This is a genomic window from Mycobacterium nebraskense, from assembly GCF_002102255.1.
Classification (GTDB): domain Bacteria; phylum Actinomycetota; class Actinomycetes; order Mycobacteriales; family Mycobacteriaceae; genus Mycobacterium; species Mycobacterium nebraskense.
The window spans coordinates 130361-155158 of the sequence record NZ_LQPH01000066.1 but is presented as its reverse complement, the minus strand read 5'-3'; the positions used below and the strand labels follow the sequence as shown (position 1 = coordinate 155158).

27 protein-coding genes are annotated in these 24798 nt (G+C 67.3%); 18 read left to right on the top strand and 9 right to left on the bottom strand.

Annotated features, from left to right (window positions below):
- Positions 1 to 90: 90 nt before the first annotated feature.
- From AWC17_RS07095 to AWC17_RS07070, 6 genes are all read left to right on the top strand, one after another.
- The gene (locus AWC17_RS07095) at positions 91 to 1044 is read left to right on the top strand and encodes a pirin family protein (RefSeq protein WP_046184548.1); all 954 of its coding nucleotides are present in this window, start codon (positions 91 to 93) and stop codon (positions 1042 to 1044) included.
- Between the two features lie 2 nt (positions 1045 to 1046).
- Positions 1047 to 1682, top strand: a complete 636-nt coding sequence (locus tag AWC17_RS07090) for a TetR/AcrR family transcriptional regulator (RefSeq protein ID WP_046184549.1) — start codon at positions 1047 to 1049, stop codon at positions 1680 to 1682.
- 82 nt (positions 1683 to 1764) lie between these two features.
- Entirely contained in the window at positions 1765 to 2706 is a 942-nt protein-coding gene (locus AWC17_RS07085; protein WP_046184550.1) for a class I SAM-dependent methyltransferase, read from the top strand.
- A 39-nt stretch (positions 2707 to 2745) separates the two neighbouring features.
- Positions 2746 to 3678, top strand: a complete 933-nt coding sequence (locus AWC17_RS07080; RefSeq protein WP_141224543.1) for a class I SAM-dependent methyltransferase — start codon at positions 2746 to 2748, stop codon at positions 3676 to 3678.
- Positions 3679 to 3830: 152 nt separating this feature from the next.
- Positions 3831 to 5258: an aldehyde dehydrogenase family protein gene (locus AWC17_RS07075; protein WP_046184552.1), complete on the top strand. Its 1428-nt coding sequence runs from the start codon at positions 3831 to 3833 to the stop codon at positions 5256 to 5258.
- Positions 5259 to 5310: 52 nt separating this feature from the next.
- On the top strand, positions 5311 to 6171 hold the full coding sequence (locus tag AWC17_RS07070) for an SDR family oxidoreductase (RefSeq protein ID WP_046184553.1): 861 nt from the start codon (positions 5311 to 5313) through the stop codon (positions 6169 to 6171).
- 29 nt (positions 6172 to 6200) lie between these two features.
- Here the strand turns inward: AWC17_RS07070 and AWC17_RS07065 are convergent, their stop codons facing one another.
- Both AWC17_RS07065 and AWC17_RS07060 read right to left on the bottom strand, forming a co-directional pair.
- On the bottom strand, positions 6201 to 7022 hold the full coding sequence (locus AWC17_RS07065) for a tyrosine-protein phosphatase (protein WP_046184554.1): 822 nt from the start codon (positions 7020 to 7022) through the stop codon (positions 6201 to 6203).
- Positions 7015 to 8235, bottom strand: a complete 1221-nt coding sequence (locus AWC17_RS07060; protein WP_046184560.1) for an acyl-CoA dehydrogenase family protein — start codon at positions 8233 to 8235, stop codon at positions 7015 to 7017. The genes AWC17_RS07065 and AWC17_RS07060 overlap by 8 nt, the downstream gene beginning before the upstream one ends.
- Positions 8236 to 8399: 164 nt before the next feature.
- Between AWC17_RS07060 and AWC17_RS07055 the strand changes: the two genes are divergently transcribed.
- From AWC17_RS07055 to AWC17_RS07040, 4 genes are all read left to right on the top strand, one after another.
- Positions 8400 to 8861: a nuclear transport factor 2 family protein gene (locus tag AWC17_RS07055; protein ID WP_047322425.1), complete on the top strand. Its 462-nt coding sequence runs from the start codon at positions 8400 to 8402 to the stop codon at positions 8859 to 8861.
- 229 nt (positions 8862 to 9090) lie between these two features.
- Positions 9091 to 10215 carry a Re/Si-specific NAD(P)(+) transhydrogenase subunit alpha gene (locus AWC17_RS07050; RefSeq protein ID WP_046184556.1) on the top strand — a complete coding sequence of 375 codons (1125 nt, stop codon included), beginning with the start codon at positions 9091 to 9093 and terminating at the stop codon, positions 10213 to 10215.
- A gap of 20 nt (positions 10216 to 10235) precedes the next feature.
- Positions 10236 to 10562: an NAD(P) transhydrogenase subunit alpha part 2 gene (locus tag AWC17_RS07045; protein ID WP_046184557.1), complete on the top strand. Its 327-nt coding sequence runs from the start codon at positions 10236 to 10238 to the stop codon at positions 10560 to 10562.
- Positions 10559 to 11986: an NAD(P)(+) transhydrogenase (Re/Si-specific) subunit beta gene (locus tag AWC17_RS07040; RefSeq protein WP_085164458.1), complete on the top strand. Its 1428-nt coding sequence runs from the start codon at positions 10559 to 10561 to the stop codon at positions 11984 to 11986. Before AWC17_RS07045 ends, AWC17_RS07040 begins: the two co-directional genes overlap by 4 nt.
- A 4-nt stretch (positions 11987 to 11990) precedes the next feature.
- On the opposite strand, the gene AWC17_RS31955 is transcribed toward AWC17_RS07040, so the two are convergent.
- Entirely contained in the window at positions 11991 to 12116 is a 126-nt protein-coding gene (locus tag AWC17_RS31955) for a hypothetical protein (protein ID WP_007167223.1), read from the bottom strand.
- 164 nt (positions 12117 to 12280) lie between these two features.
- On the opposite strand from AWC17_RS31955, the gene AWC17_RS07035 reads away from it, so the two are divergent.
- On the top strand, positions 12281 to 12904 hold the full coding sequence (locus AWC17_RS07035) for a TetR/AcrR family transcriptional regulator (RefSeq protein WP_046183931.1): 624 nt from the start codon (positions 12281 to 12283) through the stop codon (positions 12902 to 12904).
- A 52-nt stretch (positions 12905 to 12956) separates the two neighbouring features.
- On the opposite strand, the gene AWC17_RS07030 is transcribed toward AWC17_RS07035, so the two are convergent.
- The gene (locus AWC17_RS07030; protein ID WP_046183932.1) at positions 12957 to 13847 is read right to left on the bottom strand and encodes an alpha/beta hydrolase; all 891 of its coding nucleotides are present in this window, start codon (positions 13845 to 13847) and stop codon (positions 12957 to 12959) included.
- A 109-nt stretch (positions 13848 to 13956) separates the two neighbouring features.
- Here AWC17_RS07030 and AWC17_RS07025 point away from each other — a divergent pair, with 109 nt between their 5' ends.
- The 3 genes from AWC17_RS07025 to AWC17_RS07015 all read left to right on the top strand — a co-directional run bounded on the left by AWC17_RS07025 (position 13957) and on the right by AWC17_RS07015 (position 17341).
- Entirely contained in the window at positions 13957 to 15057 is a 1101-nt protein-coding gene (locus tag AWC17_RS07025; RefSeq protein WP_046183933.1) for an NAD(P)H-dependent amine dehydrogenase family protein, read from the top strand.
- 16 nt (positions 15058 to 15073) lie between these two features.
- The gene (locus AWC17_RS07020; RefSeq protein WP_046183934.1) at positions 15074 to 15814 is read left to right on the top strand and encodes a glucose 1-dehydrogenase; all 741 of its coding nucleotides are present in this window, start codon (positions 15074 to 15076) and stop codon (positions 15812 to 15814) included.
- Between the two features lie 186 nt (positions 15815 to 16000).
- Positions 16001 to 17341, top strand: a complete 1341-nt coding sequence (locus tag AWC17_RS07015) for an FAD-binding oxidoreductase (protein ID WP_046183935.1) — start codon at positions 16001 to 16003, stop codon at positions 17339 to 17341.
- Here the strand turns inward: AWC17_RS07015 and AWC17_RS07010 are convergent, their stop codons facing one another.
- The 4 genes from AWC17_RS07010 to AWC17_RS06995 form a co-directional block, all read right to left on the bottom strand.
- Positions 17342 to 17878, bottom strand: coding sequence for a TetR/AcrR family transcriptional regulator (locus AWC17_RS07010; RefSeq protein WP_046183936.1), 537 nt, complete (start codon positions 17876 to 17878; stop codon positions 17342 to 17344).
- A gap of 28 nt (positions 17879 to 17906) precedes the next feature.
- On the bottom strand, positions 17907 to 18743 hold the full coding sequence (locus tag AWC17_RS07005; protein WP_046183937.1) for a thioesterase family protein: 837 nt from the start codon (positions 18741 to 18743) through the stop codon (positions 17907 to 17909).
- Positions 18744 to 18756: 13 nt separating this feature from the next.
- On the bottom strand, positions 18757 to 19575 hold the full coding sequence (locus AWC17_RS07000) for an SMP-30/gluconolactonase/LRE family protein (protein WP_046183938.1): 819 nt from the start codon (positions 19573 to 19575) through the stop codon (positions 18757 to 18759).
- 73 nt (positions 19576 to 19648) lie between these two features.
- Positions 19649 to 20125 (bottom strand): SRPBCC family protein, encoded by a 477-nt coding sequence (locus AWC17_RS06995; RefSeq protein WP_046183939.1) that lies wholly within the window; start codon positions 20123 to 20125, stop codon positions 19649 to 19651.
- A 132-nt stretch (positions 20126 to 20257) separates the two neighbouring features.
- Between AWC17_RS06995 and AWC17_RS06990 the strand changes: the two genes are divergently transcribed.
- The 4 genes from AWC17_RS06990 (at position 20258) to AWC17_RS06975 (ending at position 24056) form a co-directional block, all read left to right on the top strand.
- Positions 20258 to 21139, top strand: coding sequence for an acyl-CoA thioesterase (locus AWC17_RS06990; RefSeq protein WP_082123014.1), 882 nt, complete (start codon positions 20258 to 20260; stop codon positions 21137 to 21139).
- 15 nt (positions 21140 to 21154) lie between these two features.
- The gene (locus AWC17_RS06985; protein WP_046183941.1) at positions 21155 to 22075 is read left to right on the top strand and encodes an LLM class F420-dependent oxidoreductase; all 921 of its coding nucleotides are present in this window, start codon (positions 21155 to 21157) and stop codon (positions 22073 to 22075) included.
- Complete coding sequence (locus AWC17_RS06980) at positions 22075 to 23250, top strand: acyl-CoA dehydrogenase family protein (RefSeq protein WP_046183942.1); 1176 nt, start codon at positions 22075 to 22077, stop codon at positions 23248 to 23250. Before AWC17_RS06985 ends, AWC17_RS06980 begins: the two co-directional genes overlap by 1 nt.
- Positions 23251 to 23327: 77 nt before the next feature.
- Positions 23328 to 24056 (top strand): ZIP family metal transporter, encoded by a 729-nt coding sequence (locus AWC17_RS06975; RefSeq protein ID WP_046183943.1) that lies wholly within the window; start codon positions 23328 to 23330, stop codon positions 24054 to 24056.
- Here the strand turns inward: AWC17_RS06975 and AWC17_RS06970 are convergent.
- A complete protein-coding gene (locus tag AWC17_RS06970) occupies positions 24049 to 24738 on the bottom strand; it encodes a DUF427 domain-containing protein (protein ID WP_046183944.1) in 690 nt (229 codons plus the stop codon). The two genes, AWC17_RS06975 and AWC17_RS06970, sit on opposite strands and share 8 nt — an antisense overlap.
- Between the last annotated feature and the right edge of the window lie 60 nt (positions 24739 to 24798).

The following is a 24798-nucleotide window of genomic DNA, read 5'->3' as shown; positions in this document are numbered from 1 at the left end:
CAAGCACCACGTCATCTTATGCAGCGCCGCGGCGCCGCGCCGGGGAATAATCGGACTGCGGTCCGGTTATATGGGTAGTTCTGATTACGTATCGGGCCGGCCGCCGCCACCGACGCCGAGCGCCCGGTCCGGTCGATCACCACCGGGCCGCGCGGCTACGAGGGGGAGGGCTTTCCCGTCGTCCGCGCCTTCGCCGGGATCGGCGCCGCCGCCCTCGACCCGTTTGTGCACATGGACCAGATGGGCGCGGTGGAATACCAGCCGGGCGAGCCCAGGGGCACGGACTGGCACCCGCATCGCGGGTTCGAGACGGTCACCTACATGATCGACGGCAAGTTCGCCCACCAGGACTCCCACGGGGGTGGCGGCCTGATCACCGACGGCGCGACGCAGTGGATGACAGCTGGTTCGGGGATCCTGCACATCGAGACGCCGCCCGCCGAACTGGTCGACAGCGGCGGCCTCTTTCATGGCATCCAGTTGTGGGTGAATCTGCCGAAAAGGGACAAGTTCGCGCCGCCTCGGTACCAGGCCATCGAAGGTGGCGACGCGACCTTGATCGCCTCCGACGACGGCGGGGCGCTGGTCCGCATCATCGCCGGCGAGATCGACGATCACCGGGGGCCCGGCGTCACCCACACGCCGATCACGCTGGCGCACGCCACGATCGAAAACGGTGCCCGGCTCAACCTGCCGTGGCGGCGCGAATTCAATGCGTTGGCATACGTGTTGTCCGGCAGCGGATATGTCGGTCCGGTCGCTCACCCGATCCGCGAGGGCCAATTGGCGGTGCTCGGACCCGGAGATCGAATCACCTTGGGCGCCAACCGGGTACAGGAATCGTCCCGCACATCGGTTTTGGGGGCGATGGATGTGCTGCTCTTGGGCGGCCGGCCCATTCGCGAGCCGGTGTTTCACTACGGCCCTTTCGTGATGAACTCACGGGCGGAATTGGTCGAGGCGGTGCAGGACTACCAGGCCGGCAAGTTCGGCAGCATTCCGCCAAATGCGCTAATGCCGCACCATGGCGGTGGCACACTTTAACGATGTCTTCAGGGGTGAGCCGCAGGCCAGGACGCCCCCCTGCCGCAAAGGCTGATGAGACGCGACAGCGGATCATGCAGGCCGCCCGCCTGGTGTTCAGCGAACGCGGTTACGACGGCGCGACCTTTCAGGCCATCGCGGCCCGCGCCGATCTGACCCGGCCGGCGATCAACCATTACTTCTCCAGCAAGCGCGTCTTGTATCGAGAGGTATTGGAGCAAACCAATGAAGCCATCATCGGAGCCGGGATCAGAGAGGCCGATCGGGAGACCACAATGGTGGCGCAGCTGACGACATTCATCTCCGCGGCGGTGCGCGCCAATTCCGAGAATCCGTCCGGGTCGGCGCTGATAATTTCCGGGGTACTCGAGTCGCAGCGGCACCCGGAATGGAACAAGACCGAAAATGAGTCCGTGCGGGCCGCCCGGGAATTTTTGGATCGGGTCGTCAATGACGCGATCCAGCGCGGCGAGCTCGCCGCCGACATCGACGCGTCGGCGCTGGTCGAGTCCCTGGTCGTCATCATGTGCGGTGTCGGCTTGTACGCGGGCTGGGTGGAGAGCCCCCAGCAGATGCTGGCCGTGACCGGGATGCTCCGACAGCTGATGGAAGGCGCGCTCTGGCGGCCCGGGGCCTAGCGGGCTTGCGCCCTGCGCGCGCAGTGAAGTTGCGCACAAAGCGTATAGGCTAACTAACTTATCCCGGTAGCATGGTCAGGTCATGACTGATCTGGACGAGTCGTTACCGCCTTCCCTGAGATCTGCCGGCGACAGCTGGGCCATCACCGAACTTGTCGGTGCCACCGCGCTGGGCGTCGCGGCGTCACGCGCGGCGGAAACCGCCGGGAGTAACCCGCTGATCCGCGACGAGTTCGCGCGCATATTGGTGTCCTCGGCCGGTCCGGCGTGGGCCCGGCTCACCGATCCCGAGTTGACCTGGCTCGACGGCGATGAGTACGGACGCCGCGCGCATCGCATCGGCATCGACTACCAGGCCGTGCGCACGCACTTCTTCGACGAGTACTTCGAGGACGCCGTCAAGGCCGGGATTCGGCAGGTGGTCATCCTGGCCGCCGGGCTGGACTCGAGGGCCTACCGCCTGAACTGGCCGGACGGCACCGCGGTCTACGAGATCGACCAGCCCAAGGTGCTGGAGTACAAGACCGGAATTCTGCAACAGCATGGCGTCGCTCCCACCGCGAGCCGCCGCCCGGTCGCCGTTGACCTGCGCGACGACTGGCCGGCGGCATTGGCCGCGGCGGGATTCGACCGCACCCAACCGACCGCGTGGCTGGCCGAGGGCTTGCTCCCGTACCTGCCAAGCGACGCGCAAGACCGCCTCTTCGAGATGTTCACCGCCCTCAGCGCCCCGGACAGCCGGGTCGCCATCGAGGCGTTCGGCATGAACTCGCGCAGCAATTCGCAGCGCTGGCTGCGGATGCGGGAACGGCTCGGTCTGGACGTCAACGTGCAGGCGCTGACCTATCACGAGCCGGACCGTTCGGATGCGGCCCAATGGCTGAGCGACCACGGCTGGCAGGTACACACCGTGGACAACCGCGAGGAAATGGCCCGGCTGGGCCGCCCGGTACCCGACGACCTGGCCGAAGACGCGGTGCGCAGCGTGCTGCTGCGGGCGCGTCTCGGCGAGCCGACCGCCTGACCTCCGCCCCAAGACCCAAGGAGCAACTCGATGAGCTCACTGCGCACCCACGACGACACCTGGGACATCAAAACCAGTGTCGGCAGTACGGCGGTGATGGTCGCCGCCGCCCGGGCTGTCGAAACCGAACGGACCGACGCCCTCATCCGCGACCCGTACGCCAAGCTTCTGGTCACCAACGCCGGTGCCGGGGTCTTGTGGGAGCACATGCTCGACCCCGAGGTCGCGGAGAAGATCGAAGCACTCGACGCCGAATCCGCGGCGCAGCTCGAGCACATGCGCAGCTATCAGGCGGTGCGCACGCACTTCTTCGACACCTACTTCAAAGACGCCGTCGCCGCCGGAATCCGGCAGGTGGTGATCCTGGCGTCGGGCCTGGATTCGCGCGCGTACCGCCTCGACTGGCCCGCCGGCACCGTGGTGTACGAGATCGACCAGCCCCAGGTGCTGGAGTACAAGTCCGAGACGTTGGCGGACAACGGCGTGTCGCCGTCGGCCGACCGCCGCGCGGTGGCCATCGACCTGCGGCAGGACTGGCCGGCCGCGCTGCGCGACGCGGGCTTCGACCCGACGGCGCGCACCGCATGGCTGGCCGAGGGCCTGCTGATGTACCTGCCGGCCGAGGCGCAGGACCGGCTGTTCACGCAGATCGGCGAGCTGAGCCCGGCCGGGAGCCGGGTCTCGGCGGAAACCGCGCCCGCGCACGCCGAGGAGCGCAGGCAGCAGATGCGCGAGCGGTTCAGGAAGGTCGCCGACGAGCTCGGAATGGAAGAGACCGTCGACGTCGGAGAGCTGATGTACCGCGACGAGCACCGGGCGAACGTCACGGACTGGCTCAACAACCACGGCTGGCGGGCGCAAGCGCAGCGCTCCACGGACGAGATGCGCCGGCTGGGCCGCTGGATCGAGAACGTCCCGCTGGCCGATGACAAGGACGCCTTCTCCGACTTCGTCATCGCCGAGCGGCTGTAATTGTGACGGCAACCAAAGCCTGACCGCACCTCGCAGGATCTTCCTTACTGCTCTCCCAACCGGATGGTTAGGATCGCGGTTATCACCCAATGAGCGCTCATGCGACGAGCAGCGTGCGCATCCGGGATGACCGAAGCAGGGGAAGGACAACGATGACCACCGAATCGGTTACACCCAAGACATCCTCCGCCAATGGCGCGCCGACTCCGCAGGCCGCGAACGTCCCCGCGACGGTGGACCGGCTGCGCAAGACCTTCGCCACCGGCCGCACCCGCGACGTCGAGTGGCGCAGACGGCAGTTGCTGCAGTTGGCCAAGCTGATGGAAGAGAACGAGGCGGCCATCGCGGCCGCTCTCGCCGAAGATCTGGACCGCAGCCCGTTCGAGGCGTTTATCGCCGATATCGCCACCACGGCCGGCGAAGCGAAGTACGCGGCCAAGCGGGTGCGCAGGTGGACGCGCCGCAAATACCAGCTGCTCGAGATGGCGCAGCTGCCCGGCCGCGGTTGGATCGAATACGAGCCCTACGGCACCGTGCTGATCATCGGCGCCTGGAACTACCCGTTCTACCTGACGCTGGGCCCGGCCGTCGGCGCGATCGCCGCGGGAAATGCCGTCATTCTCAAGCCCTCGGAGATCGCCCCGGCGTCCGCACACTTGATGGCCGAGCTGGTGCCCAAATACCTGGACAACGACGCGATAGCCGTCGTCGAGGGCGACGGTTCGGTCAGCCAGGAGCTCATCGCCCAGGGCCTGGACCGCGTGCTGTTCACCGGCGGCACCGAGATCGGCCGCAAGGTCTACGAAGGCGCCGCACCGCACCTCACCCCGTGCACGCTGGAGCTCGGCGGCAAGAGCCCGGTGATCGTGGCGGCCGACGCCGACGTGGACGTCGCGGCCAAGCGGATCGCCTGGATGAAGCTGCTGAACGCCGGACAGACCTGTGTCGCCCCCGACTACGTGTTGGCGGACGCCAAGATTCGCGACGAGCTGGTGAGCAAGATCGGCGCTGCCGTCACGAAGTTCACGTCGGACAAGCCCAACGGAATGCGGATCGTCAACCAGCGTCAGTTCGACCGGATCAGCGGCTACCTCGCCGGTGGGGACGGCAAGGTCGTCGTCGGTGGCAAGTGTGACCCGTCGACCCTGCGCATCCAACCCGCCGTCGTGGTCGACCCCGACCCGGACGGACCGTTGATGCAGAACGAGATCTTCGGACCGGTGCTGCCGGTGATCACCGTCCAATCCCTGGACGACGCAATACGTTTCATCAACTCGCGGCCCAAGCCGCTGTCCGCCTACCTGTTCACCAAGACGCGCGAGACGCGCGAGCGGGTGATCAAGGAGGTGCCGGCCGGCGGCATGCTGGTCAACCACCTGGCCTTCCAGGTGTCGACGGCCAAGCTGCCTTTCGGCGGTGTCGGCGCATCGGGGATGGGCGCCTATCACGGCCGTTACGGCTTCGAGGAGTTCAGCCACCGCAAGTCGGTGTTGACCAAGCCGACCCGGCCCGACCTGTCGAGCTTCATTTACCCGCCGTACACCGCGCGGGCGTTCAAGATGGCCCGCAGAATGTTCTGACCTGCTCGAAATTACTTGCTAGAACGTAGTTTTCACCTTAGAGAGGAACCTGATGCCCGGAGTGCAGGATCGCGTCATCGTCGTCACCGGAGCCGGCGGGGGACTGGGCCGTGAATACGCCCTGACCCTGGCCCGGGAGGGCGCCAGCGTCATCGTGAACGACCTCGGCGGTGCGCGTGACGGTACCGGTGCCGGCCACAACATGGCCGACGAAGTGGTCAAGGAAATCAAGGACGCGGGTGGCCGTGCGGCCGCCAACTACGACAGCGTCGCGGAGCCCGAGGGCGCCGAGAACATCATCAAGACGGCGCTCGACGAGTTCGGTGCCGTGCACGGCGTGGTGAGCAACGCCGGGATCCTGCGCGACGGCACCTTCCACAAGATGACGTTCGAGAACTGGGACGCCGTGCTCAAGGTGCACCTCTACGGCGGCTACAACGTGCTGCGCGCCGCCTGGCCGCATTTCCGCGAGCAGAGCTACGGCCGGATCGTCGTCGCCACCTCCACCAGTGGGTTGTTCGGCAACTTCGGGCAGACCAACTACGGCGCGGCCAAGCTCGGCCTGGTCGGCATGATCAACACGCTGGCGCAGGAGGGGGCGAAGTACAACATCCACGCCAACGCCGTCGCGCCGATCGCGGCAACCCGGATGACCGAGGACATCCTCCCCAAGGAGGTGCTCGAGAAGCTGACGCCCGAGTATGTCGCGCCGGTGGTCGCCTACCTGTGCACCGAGGAAAACCCCAACACCGCTTCGGTTTTCGTCGTCGGCGGAGGCAAGGTGCAGCGGGTGGCACTGTTCCAGAACGAGGGTGCCAACTTCGACAAGCCGCCGTCAGTGGAGGACGTCGCCTCGCACTGGTCGGAGATCGACGACCTCTCCGCGGCCAAGCAGGCCAACTTCAAGCTATAGCGGTCAGGGCCGGGGCCGCGTGATTCGACTCAGGCGAGCAGCGCCTGGCGTAGTCGATCCACGTCGGCCTCGGTGATGCCCGCGTCGCTCAAATAGGCGTCCAGCGACCCGAATTGCTCGTCAATGGTCTGGCGCGCGGCGGCCAGGTACTCCGGCCGGACGCCGAGAACACCGTCGGACAGCCGGGCCTCGGTGAAGGTCCTCACCTCCGGCGTCAGTTCGGTTTCCGAGCGCTGCTGGATCATCTCGGAGATCCGGACCCGCAACTCCGCGACGGCGTCGTTGCTGCGCAGGTAGTCGGAGACGATGGTGTCGCGATCGATGCCGACGGTCTCCAGCACCGTCGCCACCACGAAGCCGGTGCGGTCCTTGCCCGCGAAGCAGTGCGTGAGGACCGGCCGCCCGGCGGCCAGCAGCGTGACGACGCGGTGCAGCGCACGCTGGGCACCGTTGCGGGTGGGGAACTGGCGGTACTCGTCGACCATGTAGCGGGCGGCGGTTTCGTTGATGGACTCGTCGGGATCGCCGTTGGTCATCAGTTGCCGGAACGCGTGTTCGTGGGGGGCTTCGTCGCCTTCGCCGGCGTCGTCGGCGAGGTCCGGGAACGGCAGCAGGTGAACGTCGACGCCGTCCGGCACCCGTCCAGGCCCGCGGCGGGCGACCTCACGGGCGGCGCGTAGATCGGCGACGTCGGTGATGCCCAGTTCGATCAGCGTTGTCCGGCCGCCGTCATCCAGGCGGCTCAGCTCGCTGGACCGAAACAGCCGGCCCGGTCGCAGCGCGCCCGCGCCGTCGGCGACATCGCGAAAGTTCCACGCGCCGGGCAATTCCCGGAGGACAGCCCTACCCATGTGAGGTGACCGCCGCGGCGAGCGGAGACTTCTCCCGGCCGATCTCGGAGCGCGCGATGGTCCGCATGTGCACCTCGTCGGGACCGTCGAAGAGGCGCATGGCCCGATGCCAGCCGTAGGACCGGGCCAGCACGGTGTCCTCGCTGACCCCGGCGGCGCCGTGCACCTGGATCGCGCGGTCGATCACATCGCAGGCCACTCGTGGCGCCACCGCCTTGATCTGGGACACCAGCGTGTGCGCGGCCTTGTTGCCGTGCTGGTCGATTGTCCACGCCGCCTTCTCGCACAGCAGCCGGGCCTGATCGATTTCGTTGCGCGACTTGGCAATTGCCTCGCGCACCACCCCCTGCTCGGCCAGCGGGCGGCCGAACGCCACCCGGGTGCGGGCCCGGTCGACCATCAGGGCCAGTGCACGTTCGGCGCCGCCAAGGGCGCGCATGCAGTGGTGGATGCGGCCGGGGCCCAGCCGCGCCTGGGCGATCGCGAAGCCGCCCCCCTCTTCGCCGAGCAGGTTGGTGGTCGGCACCCGGACGTTGTCGTAGATGATCTCGCAGTGCCCGGGCTGGTCCTGGTAGCCGAAGACCGTGGTGGAGCGGACCACGGTCACGCCGGGGGTGTCTATCGGCACCAGGACCATCGACTGTTGTTGATGGCTTGCCGCCTCGGGGTTGGTGCGGCCCATCACGATGAGGATCTTGCACCGCGGGTCCGACGCTCCGGAGGTCCACCATTTGCGGCCATTGATCACGTAGTCCGCTCCGTCGCGCACGATGGAGGTCTCGATGTTGCGCGCGTCGCTGCTGGCGACCGCCGGCTCGGTCATCGAGAAGGCGCTGCGGATTTCGCCGTTGAGCAACGGCTCCAGCCAGCGCTTGCGCTGCTCCTCGGTGGCGAACAGGTGCAGGGTCTCCATGTTGCCGGTGTCTGGCGCCGCGCAATTGAGCGCCTCGGGCGCGATCTCCAGGCTCCAGCCGGTCAGCTCGGCCAGGGGCGCGTATTCCAGGTTGGTCAGGCCCGACTCGGCCGGCAGGAACAGGTTCCACAGGCCCCGCTCTTTGGCCTTGGTCTTCAGCTCCTCGATGATCGGCGGGACGGTGTGATCGTTCGGGCCGGCCTCGTGCCGGTACTTGTCGTAGTCGGCCTCGGCCGGGAAGACGTACTCGGTCATGAAGTCGGACAGTCGCTTGTGGTAGTCGTTGGCTTTGGCCGACATCGCGAAGTCCATGCCGTCACGATAGGACACGTGCTAAGACGCCCGATATGGCGAGTCGCATTGGTTCACCTTCGCGACACTGAATCCACGCACACGACACGCCGCGACGCGTGTGCGTGGATTCAGTCTCGCGGTCGGGACCCCGGCCGCGCACCATGGACGGCGTGACCGAATCCCGTCCGCCGTTTCCTCCGTTCACCTCCGAGACGGCCCTGGAGAAGGTGCAGGCCGCCGAGGACGCCTGGAACACCCGCGACCCGCACCGTGTCAGCCTGGCGTACACGCCCGACTCGCAGTGGCGAAACCGAGACGAACACGTCGTGGGCCGCGACGAGATCGTGGCGTTTCTGACCCGCAAGTGGCAGCGCGAGCTCGACTACGCCCTGCGAAAAAGCTTGTGGGACTTCCACGACAACCGCATTGCCGTGAGGTTTCAATACGAGTGCCACGACGCGAGCGGCCAGTGGTACCGCAGCTACGGCAACGAGTTGTGGGAGTTCTCCCCGTCGGGGTTGATGGCGCGCCGCGAGGCCAGCATCAACGACGTGCGGATCGACGAGTCCGAGCGCCGCTACTTCGGGCCACGGCCGGCAGCGGAGCACGGCCAGGAGATCCCGCTCTGGTAGCCGGCTGGCCACAACGCCGTCTTGTGACTACACAACGCGGCGGCAGCTACTGCGTGCGCCCCGGGTAACGAACCATCGACGGGAGTCGATCGGCTGCGCCCGGGGTATCCCGCCCCGGTCGATCGCACGTCCGGGGTGAAACCCTGCAAGCGTTAAGGTAGCGAAGCGTGCGGCCAGCCAGCGGCACATCCAAACGGCAGGAAAGTGCGGGAAAGCAGATGTACGCGCCATGACAGATGCGCAGACGACGGTAGGGGTGGTCGCCGAATCCGGGGCCGACGAACGGCGGGTCGCGCTGGTACCCAAGGCGGTGGCGTCGCTGGTCAGCAGCGGTGTGGCGGTAGTGGTCGAGTCGGGTGCGGGCGAAGGCGCGTTGCTGCCCGACCTGCTCTACACCGAGGCCGGCGCCAGCATCGGGGACGCCTGGGCCGCCGACGTCGTCGTGAAGGTTGCCCCGCCGACCAAAGAAGAGGTCGGCAGGCTGCGCCGCGGGCAGACGCTGATCGGTTTCCTGGCACCGCGCAACGCCGAGAACTCGATCGGCGCGCTCACCGAGGCCGGTGTGCAGGCGTTCGCGCTCGAGGCCATTCCGCGAATCTCGCGAGCCCAGGTCATGGATGCGCTCTCGTCGCAGGCCAACGTCGCCGGCTACAAGGCCGTCCTGCTGGCCGCGTCGGAGTCGACCCGATTCTTCCCCATGCTGACGACCGCGGCCGGCACCGTGAAGCCGGCCAGCGTGCTGGTGCTCGGCGTCGGGGTCGCCGGGCTGCAAGCCCTGGCAACGGCCAAACGGCTGGGCGCGCGCACCTCCGGGTACGACGTGCGCCCGGAGGTGGCCGACCAGGTCCGTTCGGTCGGGGCTCAGTGGCTGGAGCTCGGCATTGATGCGGCCGGTGAGGGCGGGTACGCCCGCGAGCTCACCGAGGAGGAACGCGCCCAGCAGCAGCAGTCCCTGGAAAAAGCGATCGCCGGGTTCGACGTGGTGATCACCACGGCGCTGGTCCCGGGACGGCCCGCGCCGCGACTGGTCACCGCCGCGGCGGTGGAGTCGATGAAGCCCGGCAGCGTGGTGGTGGACCTGGCCGGGGAGACCGGGGGCAACTGCGAACTGACCGAGCCGGGACAGACGGTCGTCAAGCACGACGTCACCATCGCCTCGCCGCTGAACCTGCCGGCAACGATGCCCGAGCACGCCAGCGAGCTCTACAGCAAGAACATCACGGCGCTACTGGACCTGTTGATCACCGACGGCAAGCTGGCCCCCGACTTCGACGACGTGGTCGTCGCGGCGGCCTGTGTGACCCGCGCCGGCGACGATGCGGAACGAAGTGACGCTGAGGAGCGGCGCGACTAATCCGCGCCTGAGAGGACTACATGTACGACGAGCTATTGGCCAACCTGGCGATCCTGGTGCTGTCCGGGTTCGTCGGGTTCGCGGTCATTTCCAAGGTGCCCAACACGCTGCACACGCCGCTGATGTCGGGGACGAACGCCATTCACGGCATCGTGGTGCTGGGCGCGCTGGTGGTCTTCGGCGAGGTTGAGCATCCGTCGTTGGCGGTGCAGATCATCCTGTTCGTCGCGGTGGTGTTCGGCACGCTGAACGTCATTGGCGGCTTCATCGTCACCGACCGGATGCTGGGCATGTTCAAGGGCAAGAAGCGAGTGCCCGCAAAGACCGAGGACCTGGCGGCGAAATGAACTACCTGGTCACCGTCCTCTACATCATTTCGTTCGCGCTCTTCATCTATGGCTTGATGGGCCTGACCGGGCCCAAGACCGCGGTGCGGGGAAACCTGATCGCCGCGGTCGGTATGGCCCTGGCGGTGGCGGCGACGCTGATCAAGATCCGGCACACCGAGTCGTGGGTGTTGATCATCGCCGGCCTGGTCGTGGGTGTCGTGCTCGGAGTGCCGCCGGCGCGGCTGACCAAGATGACCGCCATGCCGCAGCTGGTGGCGTTCTTCAACGGTGTGGGCGGCGGCACGGTTGCGCTCATTGCGCTTTCGGAATTCATTGATACCAAAGGCTTTTCGGCGTTCCAGCACGGGGAGTCGCCGACCGTGCAGATCGTGGTGGCGTCGCTGTTCGCCGCGATCATCGGGTCGATCTCGTTCTGGGGATCGATCATCGCGTTCGGCAAGCTGCAGGAGATCATCTCCGGGGCGCCGATCGGCCTCGGCAAGGCCCAGCAACCGATCAACGCGCTGCTGCTCATCGCGGCGGTGGTGGCCGCGGTGGTCATCGGCCTGCACGCGCATCCCGCCACCGGTGGGGTGCCGCTGTGGTGGATGGTCGGCCTACTGGCCGCCGCCGGCGTGCTCGGGCTGATGGTGGTGCTGCCGATCGGCGGCGCCGACATGCCGGTGGTCATCTCGCTGCTCAACGCGATGACCGGGCTGTCGGCCGCGGCCGCCGGCCTGGCGCTCAACAACACCGCGATGATCGTGGCCGGCATGATCGTCGGCGCGTCCGGCTCGATCCTGACCAACCTCATGGCCAAGGCGATGAACCGCTCAATTCCGGCGATCGTCGCCGGCGGCTTCGGCGGTGGGGGCGTGGCTCCGGGTGCCGGCGGGGACGGCGGCGACAAACACGTCAAGGCGACCTCGGCCGCCGACGCGGCGATCCAGATGGCGTACGCCAACCAGGTGATCGTGGTTCCCGGCTACGGGCTGGCGGTCGCGCAGGCACAGCACGCCGTCAAGGACATGGCGTCGTTGCTAGAGGACAAGGGTGTGCCCGTGAAGTACGCGATCCACCCGGTGGCGGGCCGCATGCCCGGGCACATGAACGTGCTGCTGGCCGAGGCCGAGGTGGACTACGACGCCATGAAGGACATGGACGACATCAACGACGAGTTCGCCCGCACCGACGTCGCGATCGTCATCGGCGCCAACGACGTCACCAACCCGGCCGCCCGCAACGAGACGTCCAGCCCGATCTACGGCATGCCCATCCTGAACGTGGACAAGGCGAAGTCGGTGATCGTGCTCAAGCGGTCGATGAACTCGGGGTTCGCGGGCATCGACAACCCGCTGTTCTACGCCGAGGGGACGACGATGCTGTTCGGGGATGCGAAGAAATCGGTGACCGAGGTCGCCGAGGAACTGAAGGCGCTGTGAGTCTCTAGACCGGCGGGTATGCGGGCGGCGGGTAGCCGTTGCCGTCGACGACGCCGCGCAGGCCCCACGGGACATAGCGGAAGAAGAACTCGATCTCGTCGCTAGCGTCGTAGTCCGGGCTCGGATCCATGAGGCCACCCCTCCAGTCGCGACTTGAGCTTTCCGAGGCGAGTCTAGTCCCATCCTCGTCGGGGCGACACCTTGCGTTTGCCTAAACTGTCCAACCAGTTGATTGATAATTGGCCTTGCCCGGCACCCCAACGTCCCGCCCGGCAGTGACGATAGCGAGTACAGATGGCATCCGAGAACGGACTAACGCGGCGCGAGGAGTTGCTGGCCGTTGCCACCAAGCTGTTCGCCGCCCGCGGCTACCACGGCACCCGGATGGATGACGTCGCCGACGTGATCGGCCTGAACAAGGCGACGGTCTACCACTACTACGCCAGCAAGTCCCTCATCCTCTACGACATCTATCAGCAGGCCGCCGAAGGCACGTTGGCCGCAGTCCACGACGATCCGTCCTGGACGGCCCGCGAGGCGCTCTACCAGTACACGGTTCGGTTGCTCACCGGCATCGCGGCCAACCCGGAGCGGGCCGCCGTCTACTTTCAGGAGGCGCCCTACATCGCCGAGTGGTTCACCGAAGAACAGGTCGCCGCGGTCCGGGAGAAGGAAACCCAGGTCTACGAGCACGTCCACGGCCTTATCGACCGGGGGATCGCCAGCGGCGAGTTCTACCAGTGCGACTCCCACGTTCTGGCGCTCGGATACATCGGCATGACACTGGGCGCTTACCGCTGGTTGCGGCCGAGTGGACGGCGCAGCGCCAAGGAGATCGCCGCCGAATTCAGCACCGCGTTGCTGCGTGGCCTGATCCGTGACGAAGCGATCCGCACGAGTTCCCCGCTCGGCCCCTAGTCCCGATGGTGGCGACCCGCTTCGCTTGGCTACGCCGCGCCAGCGATCGCCATTAGGTGCCCTTCAGGTGCTTGTCGAGGAACGCGATCTGGTCGGCGACGACCCGGTCGAACGCCTCGTCGACGTAGATCGCGAAATGGCCCTCGGGATAAAGCTTGACCTCACCGTGCGGAGCCTTGGCCGCATAGCGCAGCGTCGGTGCCGCGGGCGCCACCGAGTCGGCTTCGCACACGCAGAACAGGATCGGGCAGGCGATCTTGGGGGTAAGGCGTCCCGGCCGATAGGCCATGATCTTCAACGCGATCCGGGCCGCCACTTCCTGCGGGATGTCCGCACCCTCGGGCACGAGTTTCAGATAGCCCGGGTAGGCGTCGGGTGCGTTCATCAGCGCGACCTCGCCCGGTCGCCCCACCGTGGGAATCATTACCGGTGGTTTCCCGAGCCGGGCGGCGATCAGGTCGCGGGCCCCCAGGATGCCGACGCGCAAAAAGATCAGCGGGGACAGCGTTCGTATCGACGCGACGGCGTCGGTGAACGGGCACTGGACCACGGCGGCGGCGATGCCCGGCAGCCGGGCCGCCGTGGCGATCACGTGTCCGCCGGCAAAAGAGGTGCCCCACAGGGCGATTCGATCGGGATCGATGCCGGGCAGGGTGCGGGCGTAGGCGACGGCCGCGGCCCAGTCGGCGAGCTGCAGACCGACGTCGAGCACCTGGCGCGGCTTGCCCTCGCTGTCGCCGAAGTTGCGGTAGTCGAACACCAGACAGGCGTAGCCCGCCGCGCTGAATCGTTCGGCGTAGGCATCCAGCCGCATGCTGCGCACCGCGCCCAGGCCGTGCGCCATCACCAATAGCGGCGCGGGTCCGCTGCCCGGCGGTCGGTAGAGCCAGGCGCTGATCAGATCGCCACCGGAGGGGAATTGGACGTCTTCGCGTTGTGCCATCAGCGAGTCATTCTGCCCGCAGGGTCGCGACCAGTCCGCCGGTATGCGCTGTCAATTTTATGGACTACTGTCTAGAAAAGTTTGGAGCGCTCAAAGGACGGAGACTCTCATGGCGATCCGCGTCGCGCACGTCGGTACCGGAAATGTCGGAGGGTTAGCCCTAGCCGAACTGATCACCAACCCGCAGTTCGAGCTGACGGGCGTGTGCGTGTCCACCCCGGAGAAGGTGGGCAAGGACGCCGGCGAACTGTGCGGCGTCGGCCTTCAGGCCGGTGTGGTCACCGGCGTCACGGCCGTCGCGGACCTCGACGCACTGCTGGCCACCAAGCCCGAGTGCGTCGTCTACTGCGCCATGGGCGACACCCGGCTGCCCGACGCGATGGCCGACGTCATGCGCATCCTGGCCGCCGGCGTCAACGTCGTCGGATCCTCGCCCGGACTACTGCAATTCCCGTGGGGCGTGATGCCCGACAAGTACATCGACCGCGTCGAAGACGCGGCCCGGCAAGGCAATTCGAGCATCCTGATCACCGGCGTCGACCCCGGATTCATCAACGACCTCATCCCGTTCGCGCTGGCGGGCACCTGTCAGAGCATCGAGCAGGTGCGCTGCATGGAGATCGCCGACTACGCCACCTACGACGGCGCGGAGGTCATGCACTACATGGGATTCGGCCGGCCCCTCGACGAGGTGCCGATGCTGCTGCAGCCGGGCATCCTCGGCATCGCCTGGGGGACGGCGATCCGTCAGCTGGCGGCCGGCCTGGGCATCGAGATCGACGAGATCACCGAGTCCTACCAGCGCGAGCCGGCGCCGGAAGACTTCGACATCGCGGTCGGGCGCGTTCCCGAGGGCACCATGGCCGCACTGCAATTCGAGATCCGCGGCATGTCCAACGGGCGGGCGGCCATCGTCATCGAGCACATCACCCGGCTGCGGCCGGACCTGCGACCCGACTGGGCGCAGCCGGCCGCCGGCGGCGGCTCCTACCGCGTCGAGATCACCGGCGAGCCCTCCTACGCCGTCGACATCGTCCCCAGCAGCCGCAAGGGCGACCACAACCACGCCGCGATCGTCGGTGCGGCCGGGCGCATCGTCAACGCCATTCCCGCGGTCATCGCCGCACCGCCCGGCATCCGGACCACGCTGGACCTGCCGTTGGTGACCGGAAAAGGCCTTTACGCACCAACCACTTTGGTGAGCACCTAAATCGAAAGGAGTCCCTGTGGGACGGGTAGAAGGCAAAGTCGCACTCATCAGTGGCGGCGCCCGCGGGATGGGCGCCGAGCATGCGCGGCTGCTGGTGGAGGAAGGCGCCAAGGTGGTGATCGGCGACATCCTCGACGACGAGGGCAAGGCGGTGGCCGACGAAATCGGTGACTCCGTGCGCTACGTGCACCTCGACGTCACCCAGCCCGACCAGTGGGACGCCGCCGTCGAGACGGCGGTGGGCGAATTCGGCAAGCTCAACGTCTTGGTCAACAACGCCGGGACCGTCGCGCTCGGTCCATTGAGGAGTTTCGATCTGGCCAAGTGGCAGAAGGTGATTGACGTCAACCTGACCGGAACGTTTCTGGGTATGCGGGTGGCCGTCGACCCGATGATCGCGGCCGGGGGTGGCTCGATCATCAACATCTCCTCCATCGAGGGCCTGCGGGGCGCGCCCATGGTGCACCCCTACGTCGCGTCCAAGTGGGGGGTGCGCGGCCTGGCGAAGTCCGCGGCTCTGGAGCTGGCGCCGCACAACATTCGGGTCAACTCCGTGCACCCCGGCTTCATCCGCACGCCGATGACCGCGCACCTGCCCGAGGACATGGTGACCATTCCGCTCGGCCGCCCGGCCGAGGCACGCGAGGTCTCGACGTTCGTCTTGTTCTTGGCCAGCGACGAGTCGTCCTACGCCACCGGCAGCGAGTTCGTCATGGACGGTGGCCTGGTGACCGACGTGCCGCATAAGCAGTTCTAGCGCGGTGCGCACTGTCGCAGCCACATCCGTCACGCCAGTACCGCCACAGCACCACCCAGTCGGTCCGCGAAAGTGATATCGCAGGTGATAGCGGATTCGGACGTCGCCTGTTGGTGCAGACCCTGGGAATCGGCTGACGCTGTGGCGGCAGCAAAACTTGAGGCGTGAGGTGCTATAACCGCGGGCATGCTGCGCAGCTTGGCCGACGTCCTGGGATCGAAGCACGTCGTCACCGATCCCGATGTACTCGCGGGCCGGAGCGTCGACCACACCGGCCGCTATCGGGGCCGGGCCAGCGCGCTGGTGCGCCCGGGCTCGGCCGAGCAGATCGCCGAGGTGCTGCGGGTGTGCCGGGACGCCGGGGCGCACGTGACGGTGCAGGGCGGCCGCACGTCGCTGGTGGCCGGCACCGTTCCTGAGCACGACGACGTGCTGCTGTCCACCGAGCGGCTGCACGCCCTCGACGACGTCGACACCGTCGAGCGCCGCGTCCGGGTCGGTGCCGGCGCCACTCTGGCGGCGGTGCAACGCGCCGCGAGCGCTGCGGGACTGCTCTTCGGGGTGGACCTGGCCGCCCGGGATACCGCGACCGTCGGGGGGATGGCATCGACGAACGCCGGCGGCCTGCGCACGGTCCGGTACGGCAACATGGGCGAACAAGTCGTCGGCTTGCAGGTGGCGCTGCCCGACGGTTCGCTGCTGCGCCGGCACAGCCGGGTGCGTCGGGACAACACCGGCTACGACCTGTCGTCGCTGTTTGTCGGTGCCGAGGGCACCCTCGGCGTCATCACCGCGCTGGACCTGCGACTGCACCCGACCCCGTCGCGGCGGGTGACGGCGATCTGCGGGTTCGCCGAACTGGGTGCCCTGGTGGATGCCGGCCGGACATTCCGGGACGTGGACGGCATCGCCGCGCTGGAATTGATCGACGGCCGGGCCGCCGCTCTGACCGGCGAGCACCTCGGGGTCGGCTCACCCGTCGAGGGCGACTGGCTGCTGCTGGTGGAGCTGGCCGCCGACCACGACCAGACCGACCGGCTCGCCGACCTGCTCGACGGTGCGCGAATGTGCTCCGAACCCGCGGTCGGCGTGGATGTTGGTGCGCAGCAACGGTTGTGGCAGGTTCGCGAGTCGCTCGCCGAGGTGCTCGGCGTGTACGGGCCGCCGCTGAAGTTCGACGTCTCCTTGCCTCTGTCGTCCATCGACGGATTCGCCAGGGAGGCAGTCGATTTGATCGGTGCTCACGCCCCGGAGGCGCTACCCGTGCTGTTCGGCCACATCGGCGAGGGCAACCTGCACCTCAACGTGTTGCGCTGCCCGGTCGACCGGGAGCGCGCCCTGTACGAGCCGATGATGGAACTCATCGCGCGATCCGGCGGCAACGTCAGCTCCGAACACGGCGTCGGCACGCGCAAGCGGCGCTACCTCGGCATGTCACGGGAGCCCGCTGACATCGCGGCGATGCGGACCATCAAAGCCGCCCTGGACCCGACCGGCTACCTCAACGCCGCGGTGTTGTTCGACTGACTAGCTGCCCTTGATTCCCACCGCGTGCCGTAGCTGCGCCAAGAACTGGTCCGCGTCGTCGCTGCGGACGATGTAGTGCGATATCGCGATCCGGATCACGGTCGCCGCCTTCACCGCGGCGTTGGGTCCAGGCAGGTGCCGCTGCAGGCCCTCCCGCATCTGTGGGATGACCCAGGAGAACTGGGAGATGGTGTGCTCGGGCTCGACGTCGACCATGCGCACACCCGAGTACGAATGCTGATACTCGACGATGAACCGCAGCACCGCGTCGAGTTTGTCGACCCCCTTCAGACCCGCGGTCGCCCGGACCAGGCCGCTCTCGAAGATCTGCCTCTCGTAACTCGAAAAGGCCGACAGCAGCTCCTCTTTGGACGCGAACCAGCGGTAGAGCGTCGGGCGCGAAACCCCGGCCTGGGCGGCGACGTCGGAAAGGCTGAGCTTGGTTTTGCCGTTGCGGCCGAGGATCTCGGCGGTCGCGTCGAGGATGCGCTGGCGCGTCGAGGTGTCGGGCTCTGCGGTCTGGGCCGGACGGCTCATATCTGCAACTCTACGAAGTGGATCAAGGTCATTTCGCTTCCCGGCCAGGCTTGCCCGGGCGCGGGCGCACCAACACCGACTGTTGGATGGCGCCGACCGCGCCCCGCTCGTCGAACAATGTGCCGACCGTGGTCCCGATGCCGTCCGGGCCGTAGCTGGTCTCGGCGCGAATGCCGATCCATTCCCCGTCGGGAACCCGGAACACGTGTACCGCCAGATCGGTGTTGAGGAACGTCCACCGGGTGATGTCCAGCTTGCTGCCGATGCCGTTGGCGCAGTCGGCCACCGCGAACAGGCGCTCCAGCGGTGTCATGCTCTCGCCGGTGACCAGGTCCACGGTCGGATGGATCCACGATTCGCCCGGGCCCTCGCTCAGCGGCTCCGTCAGCCAGAGCCAGTCCAGGCTGTGCACGTAGTTGCGGTCCCAATCCCGTGCCCTGAGGTTGCGGTTGCGCGCCTCGCTGCGCGGCCCGGGCAGTGGAGCGGCGGCGTGGGCCAGCGCCTGCGTGTCCACCGTCTGCAACCGCCATCCGCTGGCACGCGCGACCGGCCGGGGCACGCCATCGGGCCCGGGGGCCAGCATCTCGGCGCTGACCAGTTCGATCTGTTTGCCGCCGCGCTGCACCTGCGAGCTGACCCACAGGTCGCCCTCGGCGGGCACCCCGCCCAGCAGGTCGATGACGACGCGGGACAGGCGGGTGTCGTCGCGCTGTTCGCACCGCTCCAGCGCCCGCACCAGGAGCGCTGACACCGGCCCGCCGTGTTGTATCGCCGCAGACCAGGTGCCGCGCGCCAGGTCGGTCGCCCGGAACTTCTCACCCAACGGGTCGTCGCCGTCGATGAGCTCGTAGTAGGAGTCGGTCATCGTCAACCTCTCGTCAGGGCAGTCCGGCGCCGGGCGTGGTCACCGTGACGGCATCCAACCGCGACAGCCGGGTGCCGACCAGGCGCTGGGGGTACGCCTCCGTGCTGGACAACAAAAACAGCGTCCGGCGCTCGGGGCCGCCGAGCGCGCAGGCGATGGCGACGCGCTCACCCATGTCGATGCGGTCGGTCACGGCGCCGCCCTCGATGATCCGCTCGAATTGGTGGGCCAGCGTCATCGACACCCACACCGCGCCGTCGGCGTCGAGCGCGATGCCGTCGGGTGGCCCGTCCAGGCCGTCGGCGAAAACGCGGCGGTCGGTCAGCGCGCCGTCCGCACCAATGGTGAACGCGGTCAGCCGCCGGCCGACCGACTCGGCGACGATCAGGGTCGTGCGGTCCGGCGTGATCACCATTCCGTTGGGAAAGTCGAGGTCCGAGGCGACAACGGTGGCGCTGTCGTCCGGGTCGAGCCGGATGATCAGGCCGCCGCTGAATGCCTGGCATCCGATGTAGGCTCGCCCCGCGTCGTCGATGACCATGTCGCCGAGGTTGGCCGGTGCCAGTTCGGCGAGATCGGCGATGGTGTCGACGGTTTCACCGTCGTAGCGCAGCACCTTCCGGTCTTCGGCCGAGACGATCAGCAGCGATCCGTCGGGGCGAAAACCCAGGCCCGACGGGGAGTGTCCGGGCAGCGGCAACGTGGTCAGCGAGCCACCCATGGTGGAGGTGTGTACCGCTTCGCCTAGCATGTCGGAGAACCACAGCAGTCCTTCGAACCAGCGTGGTCCTTCGCCGAAGCAAAAGCTGTTGGCCAGCGGTTCGGGAATCATCCGCGCACGCCTTGGACCACAACTTCCGCTTTACAAAACACCGCCAAAGTGTCATGCACCGCGGGTATCGGTGTCAATCTCGCGACCGGGCGAGTTCCCGCGCGACGGCCTCGTGGTACGCGTCGATCTTCGCCGGATTGACCTGCTGAAAGAGCTGGTCCGGCAGCGGGGCGTCCTTGGCTGCCTCGATCGTCATGGTCCGGGAGAACAGTGTGATGTCCTGACCCGGCCTGGTGAACCGGTACGACACCGTGATGCGGCCTTCCATCCCGCCATTACCGTCGCGATCGTGGCCTAGGCGCCCGATCGAGGTGAACACGAAGAGCGTCGGCCGCGTGGCGATGGCCAGCTGCCAGCTGAAGATCCGGTTCCCCTCGGGTCCCGCCTCCTGCCAGGTGTCGCCGACTCGCAACGGAAGCTCCGGCAGGTTGCCGATGTGCGCGCTGCCGGGGTAGGTCTTCGTCCAGTTCTCGGGGTTGGTGACGAAGTCGTAGACGGTCTCTGCGGACTGGGTGAATGCGGTCTCCGAAGTGCTTGTCACGATGCCCAATTGTGTTGCCTCCCTGTGCGTTCCGTCGGGGAATCCTGCCGCTGGGCCACAGTCTTGTTAGCCAAGCTTTACAAATCCTACTCAAAGTGTCACGCTGAGCCGTGAGCTGCTAGCACGAGAGGTGGAGCGGATTTGACCACGGAATCTGAGCAGACCGAGTGGACGGTGCGGGGCTTGCTGGACCTGTTCGACGTGCAGGCCGACGGGCAGGACCGGTTCACCGGTGACACCGGCATCGCCGTCGGCGACGAACGGCAGGTGGTGGAAGGCACCCAGGTGCTCGCCCAGGCGATTGTCGCGGTGGCCAAGCGATTCCCGGACAAGTCGGTGCGCTCGGCGCACGCGGTGTTCTCCCGCGCCGTGACCGTCGGCCCGCCGATCGAGCTCGTCCTCGACGTCGTCGCCGAGGGCCGGTCCACCGCCACCGCGGTGGTCGCCGTGCATCAAAACGGTCGGCGCTGCCTGAGCATCACCGTGCTGGCCGACGTCCCGACCGGCGATGTCATCCGCCACCACCTGCCGCGTCCCGATGTGGCCGCGCCCGCCGACGCCAACCAATGCGAGATGCCGATGATCGGGCGGGAAGTGCGAATTGTCGACGTTGTCGACGTCAACAGTCCCGACGAGGTGGGCCCGCCGGAGCTGTACGTGTGGCTGTACTACGACCCGATTCCGACCCGGGACGATTTGGCCAAGGCGCTCGTCGCGTACTTCACCGGACATCTGGGGATTTCCACCACCATGCGCGCGCACGCCGGCATCGGCACCGCCCAGGCGCACTTGACGGTGTCCACCGCACCGATGAGCATTTCGGTCGCGTTCCATGAACCGGTGCGCTGGGATGGGTGGCTGCTCTACACCCACGAGAGCACTCAGGTGGGTGCGGGAATGTCGTATGTGCGCGGCACCGTGCATTCCGAGGAGGGCGAGCTGCTGTGCTCCTTCGCCCAGGAGGCGCTGATCCGGCCGTTGCGCACCACCGACGCGGCCATCGATTCCCGCGCGCGGTTCTAGCGGCTGGCCGCGTTCATGCACTTCACCATCACCCACCCGATGCACAGCCACCCGTACAACCCGGAGCTGGTGAGCGGAGACGGCATCGGGAAGGTGGCCGCGGCAACTGAAGCGGCCGGCATTCACGGGTTCGGCTTCACCGATCACCCGGCGCCGTCGCAGCGGTGGCTGGAAGCCGGCGGGCACGACGCGTTGGATCCTTTTGTCGCACTGGGTTTCGCGGCGGCCACGACGACCACGCTGCGGCTGATCCCCAATATCGTGGTGTTGCCGTATCGAAACCCGTTCGTGGTGGCCAAATCTGGGGCCACGCTGGACTTGCTCTCCGGAGGCCGGTTCACGCTCGCGGTGGGGGTGGGTTACCTCAAGCGGGAGTTCGCCGCGCTGGGGGTCAGCTACGACGAGCGGGCAGAACTGTTCGAGGAAGCTCTAGAGGTGATCCGGGCGGTCTGGACCGGCGACGACATCACCTATGAGGGAAAGCATTTCAGCGCACGGGGGATCACCGCGCACCCCCGCCCGCTGAGTGACCCGCACCCGCCGATCTGGATCGGCGGCAACACGTCGTCATCGCGCCAGCGCGTGGCGCAATACGGCGACGGGTGGTGCCCGTTCCCCGCCCCGCCGCAACTGGCCCAGACGGCGGGCACGGCGGTGATCGACTCGGTGGCGCGCCTCACCGACGGCATCGACGACCTGCGGCGCCGGTGCGATGCCGCGGGCAGGGACTGGTCGGCGATCGACATCACCTTCACCAACTTCGAGGGCGGCAGCCCCACCGACGACGAATTCAACGCCGACGCCTACCTCGACGGCTTGGAGAAGCTGGCGAAACTGGGCGTGACGTGGGTGAGCGTCCACCTTCCCGGCGACAGCATGGCGCACGCACTCGAGACCCTCGACCGTTTCCGCACCCTGGTGATCGACGCGGTCTGATGGATTTTTCCCACGTCGAACTCTCGGCCGAGGACCAGGCATTCCGCGATGACACCCGGGCGTTCATCGCGAAGCACGTCACCGACGACGTGCTCCATCGGCAGCTGGAGTTCGGCGAGAACTTCGACGAGCGCGTGCATCTGGCGCTGGGCGAAGCCGGCTACCTGGCATCGGATTGGAAGCTGGAGTCCGAGGGTGGCTTCAGCCCGGTCCGTCGCCGCATCTTCCATCTCGAGATTGCCCGGGCCCACACGCCTTGGTATCACTGGGGCACCACCTCCGTCGTCGCTCGGCTGGTGTGGCAATTCGGGGCGCCGGAACTCGCCGACAAAGTCGTGCCGGGCGTGCTGTCCGGCGAGATCCGGCTATGCCTGGGCTACACCGAGCCCGAAGGTGGCTCGGACGTCGCGACCTGCAAGACGCGCGCGGTGCGCGACGGAGATGCGTGGGTGATCAACGGCTCCAAGATGTTCACCTCCAACGCGCAGAACGCCAGGTACGTCTTTCTGCTCACCAACACCGACCCCCAAGGCCCGAAACACAGGAACCTGACCATGTTTCTGGTGCCACTCGACTCACCGGGTGTCGAGATCCAGGGCATCCGCACCCTGGACGGCGACCGCACCAACATCGTCTACTACAGCGACGTCCGCGTCGACGACCTCTACCGCATCGGCGAAGTGAACGGTGGCTGGACGGTCATGCGTGCGGCGCTGGACTCCGAGCACGGCATCGTGAATCCGGAAGACCATGGCCTGCAATACATTGCCGCGATGGCAGCGCACGGCGACCTGATGGCCGAAGTGGTCGACGCCGTCGCGGCCGCCGTCGCTCAACCGGGTGCGGATGGGCGGCGGCCGTTGGACGACGATTCGGTGAAATACCGGCTAGGGCGCGACGTCGCCCGGATGGAGGCGGCGCTGTCCACGCCCGGGATGTTCGGGCGGGTCGCGGTCGCGCAGACGATGCGCGACGTCACCCCGGATCTGATGGACATCCTGGGGACCGCGTCGGCGTTGCCCACCGAAACTCCGGGCTCCGCCACCGACGGTGCGGCAGAACACCTTTACCGGCTGGCGCTGCCGCTGGGGATCTACGGCGGCACCCTAGAAGTGTTCCGCAACATGATCGCCCAGCATCAGCTCAAGCTGGGACGCCCCAGCTACGGCGGGTGACGTCAGCCGCGGTCGCCAGTCGCCGGCCCTCGCGCTACCTTTTCACCGAGTATCGGTCGCAGAGAGGTAGGCCCGCAGTGGTTGTCCTCGTCGCCCTCGGTTCGTTCATCACCACATTGCTGGGCGGTTATGCGGCGCTGCGCATCGGTTCCTACCGCTATCTGGTTCTCGGCCTGGCCGCCGGATTGATGCTCGGCGCGGTGGCTTTCGACCTGCTGCCGGAAGCGCTGAGCCAGAGGCCTTGGAGCCTGTTCGGCATACCTGCCCCACTGGTGGCCTTCGTTCTCGGCTTTCTGGTACTGCATTTCATCGAACACACGGTCGGCATCCATCGCGGCCACGGATCCGACGATGCCGGCAATTCGGATGCGCCCGGCGTCGGGATCCTTGCCGCGTCGGGGCTGATCGGCCATAGCGTCATGGACGGATTCGCCATCGGGGCCGCCTTTCAGGCCGGAGCCGGGGCGGGCGCAGTGGTGGCGGTGGCGGTGATCGGCCACGATTTCGCGGACGGCTTCAACACCTACACCGTCACATCGCTCTATGGAAATGACCGTCGAAGGGCGCTGGCACTGCTGGCCGCTGATGCTGTCGCGCCGCTGGCCGGTGCGGCTCTCACGTTGGCCGTGACGATTCCCCATCGCCTACTCGAGTTATATCTCGGATTTTTCGCCGGTTTCCTGATGTATCTGGCCAGCGCCGACATCCTGCCGAGGGCGCACGCCGGACATCGCATCCCTGCGACCTTGGCGTGCACACTCGGCGGGGTGCTGTTCATGCTGATGATCGTCGGGCTGGCTAGCTAGCCGAGGTCGTCGTCGGCAGGTCGGCGACGACATCGACCCGGGCGAGGTCGAAGCTCAAAAACCCTTTGATGGGAAGGCTTTCCGGTGGCGGATCCGCATAGCTCCAGGCGATGTCGTCGACCACCTGGCCGTCCACGGCGGCGGACCAGTAGGTGGCGAAGCCCTTGTAGTTGCAGTAGCTCAACGTGTCCGAGCGGCGCAGCAGGTCGGTGCGCACGTGCAGCGGATCGACGTAGAGCCGGGGCTCCAGCGAGGTCTCGAACACGATCACGGTGTCCTCGGTGTCCACCAGCACCGTGCCGGCGACCGAGACTCGCAGGCGGCGCTTGGTGGGGCGGCAGTCGACGCGGTGGTAGGGGTTGGGTGGGTAGTGGACGAGTTCGCGGCCCTCTTCCAGCCAACTGTCGACGGCGTCCCATGGCACGTGCACGAAGCCCGGCGCCTCCGGCTCAGGTTCGGTGGGTAGGTCGCCGACCTCGTCGGCCCGGAAGACATAGCTGAGCGGTTGGCCCCGCCGGTGCACCAGGAGCGCCCCTTCGGTGTCGATCACCAACCGCCCGTCCTGGACGGCTTGCACGCGCCGCGGATGAGGCTCGATGAAGACGACATCGGCGGGTATCGCAGGCGAGAACCGCCCGGCCGGATTACTGCTGAACGGACCACGTCCGGCTACCAGGCTCATGGCGCCCCTTCCATCGCAAACTGCGTCGAACGTCACGCTAGCGTGGCACTCGCAATGCAG

Excerpts from the sequence above, each read along its gene's own strand:
- AWC17_RS07090 (WP_046184549.1), top strand. The coding sequence starts at position 1,047 with ATGTCTTCAGGGGTGAGCCGCAGGCCAGGACGCCCCCCTGCCGCAAAG.
- AWC17_RS07085 (WP_046184550.1), top strand. The coding sequence starts at position 1,765 with ATGACTGATCTGGACGAGTCGTTACCGCCTTCCCTGAGATCTGCCGGC.
- AWC17_RS07075 (WP_046184552.1), top strand. The coding sequence starts at position 3,831 with ATGACCACCGAATCGGTTACACCCAAGACATCCTCCGCCAATGGCGCG.
- AWC17_RS07070 (WP_046184553.1), top strand. The coding sequence starts at position 5,311 with ATGCCCGGAGTGCAGGATCGCGTCATCGTCGTCACCGGAGCCGGCGGG.
- AWC17_RS07065 (WP_046184554.1), bottom strand. The coding sequence starts at position 7,022 with ATGGGTAGGGCTGTCCTCCGGGAATTGCCCGGCGCGTGGAACTTTCGC.
- AWC17_RS07060 (WP_046184560.1), bottom strand. The coding sequence starts at position 8,235 with ATGTCGGCCAAAGCCAACGACTACCACAAGCGACTGTCCGACTTCATG.
- AWC17_RS07050 (WP_046184556.1), top strand. The coding sequence starts at position 9,091 with ATGACAGATGCGCAGACGACGGTAGGGGTGGTCGCCGAATCCGGGGCC.
- AWC17_RS07045 (WP_046184557.1), top strand. The coding sequence starts at position 10,236 with ATGTACGACGAGCTATTGGCCAACCTGGCGATCCTGGTGCTGTCCGGG.
- AWC17_RS07040 (WP_085164458.1), top strand. The coding sequence starts at position 10,559 with ATGAACTACCTGGTCACCGTCCTCTACATCATTTCGTTCGCGCTCTTC.
- AWC17_RS31955 (WP_007167223.1), bottom strand. The coding sequence starts at position 12,116 with ATGGATCCGAGCCCGGACTACGACGCTAGCGACGAGATCGAGTTCTTC.
- AWC17_RS07035 (WP_046183931.1), top strand. The coding sequence starts at position 12,281 with ATGGCATCCGAGAACGGACTAACGCGGCGCGAGGAGTTGCTGGCCGTT.
- AWC17_RS07030 (WP_046183932.1), bottom strand. The coding sequence starts at position 13,847 with ATGGCACAACGCGAAGACGTCCAATTCCCCTCCGGTGGCGATCTGATC.
- AWC17_RS07025 (WP_046183933.1), top strand. The coding sequence starts at position 13,957 with ATGGCGATCCGCGTCGCGCACGTCGGTACCGGAAATGTCGGAGGGTTA.
- AWC17_RS07015 (WP_046183935.1), top strand. The coding sequence starts at position 16,001 with ATGCTGCGCAGCTTGGCCGACGTCCTGGGATCGAAGCACGTCGTCACC.
- AWC17_RS07010 (WP_046183936.1), bottom strand. The coding sequence starts at position 17,878 with ATGAGCCGTCCGGCCCAGACCGCAGAGCCCGACACCTCGACGCGCCAG.
- AWC17_RS07005 (WP_046183937.1), bottom strand. The coding sequence starts at position 18,743 with ATGACCGACTCCTACTACGAGCTCATCGACGGCGACGACCCGTTGGGT.
- AWC17_RS07000 (WP_046183938.1), bottom strand. The coding sequence starts at position 19,575 with ATGATTCCCGAACCGCTGGCCAACAGCTTTTGCTTCGGCGAAGGACCA.
- AWC17_RS06985 (WP_046183941.1), top strand. The coding sequence starts at position 21,155 with ATGCACTTCACCATCACCCACCCGATGCACAGCCACCCGTACAACCCG.
- AWC17_RS06980 (WP_046183942.1), top strand. The coding sequence starts at position 22,075 with ATGGATTTTTCCCACGTCGAACTCTCGGCCGAGGACCAGGCATTCCGC.
- AWC17_RS06970 (WP_046183944.1), bottom strand. The coding sequence starts at position 24,738 with ATGAGCCTGGTAGCCGGACGTGGTCCGTTCAGCAGTAATCCGGCCGGG.